This is a genomic window from Pseudorhodoferax aquiterrae (assembly GCF_014652235.1).
Lineage (GTDB): Bacteria > Pseudomonadota > Gammaproteobacteria > Burkholderiales > Burkholderiaceae_C > Pseudorhodoferax > Pseudorhodoferax aquiterrae.
Genome location: NZ_BMYK01000086.1, coordinates 1 through 722, shown reverse-complemented (window position 1 = coordinate 722; position 722 = coordinate 1). Strand labels below are relative to the sequence as shown.

Sequence of the window (722 nt, the reverse complement as noted above, 5' to 3'; positions counted from 1 at the left end):
GTGCCCCGCACCTTCATCGGCGTGGACGTGTCCAAAGCCGAACTCATCGCAGCTGAGCACGGCCAGCCCGGTTGTCACAGCGTCGCCAACGACCCGCAGGCCATTTCGGCCTGGCTGCGCCAGTGGCCCCCTGGCTCCTTGTTGGCTATGGAGTCCACTGGCCGGTTCCACCAACTGCTGGCCACGCTGGCCTGTCAGGTCGGCTTGACCGTCTTCGTGCTCAATGCCCGTGACGTGTACTTCTATGCCAAGGGCATGGGCGCGCGCGCCAAGACCGACCGCGTGGATGCCTCGGTCATCGCCCGTTACCTGGCCGAGCACCACGATCATCTGCACTGCTGGCAGGTTCCCAGCGCGTTGCACCAGCAGCTCCAAGGTCTGCTCGGCCAGCGCCATACGGTGGTGGCCAAGCAGACGGCCTTGCGCGAATCCCTGCGTGTGGGCCGTCAAGGCTTGGAAGCGGCCATTGCCACGCTGGAAGATGGGTTCAAGTGCTTGCTCAAGGCCATCGACCAACGCATCGCCGAGCTGTTCGCCACCGACCAGGCGCTGCAACAGCGTCGCCACTTGCTGAGCACCATCGTCGGCATCGGCCCGCTGTCCAGTGCCTTGCTTGCCGACGTACTCTCGCGTGTGATGTTTGCCAATGCGGACGCTCTCGTGGCCTACAGCGGCCTGGACCCACGCGCCAATGACTCCGGACGCAGTCGCGGGCGTCGACG

1 protein-coding gene is annotated in these 722 nt (G+C 65.4%); it reads left to right on the top strand.

Going from position 1 to position 722, the window contains the following annotated elements; genetic code table 11:
* A partial coding sequence (locus tag IE209_RS33635; protein WP_189691200.1) for an IS110 family transposase occupies positions 1–722 on the top strand: 722 nt, incomplete at both ends.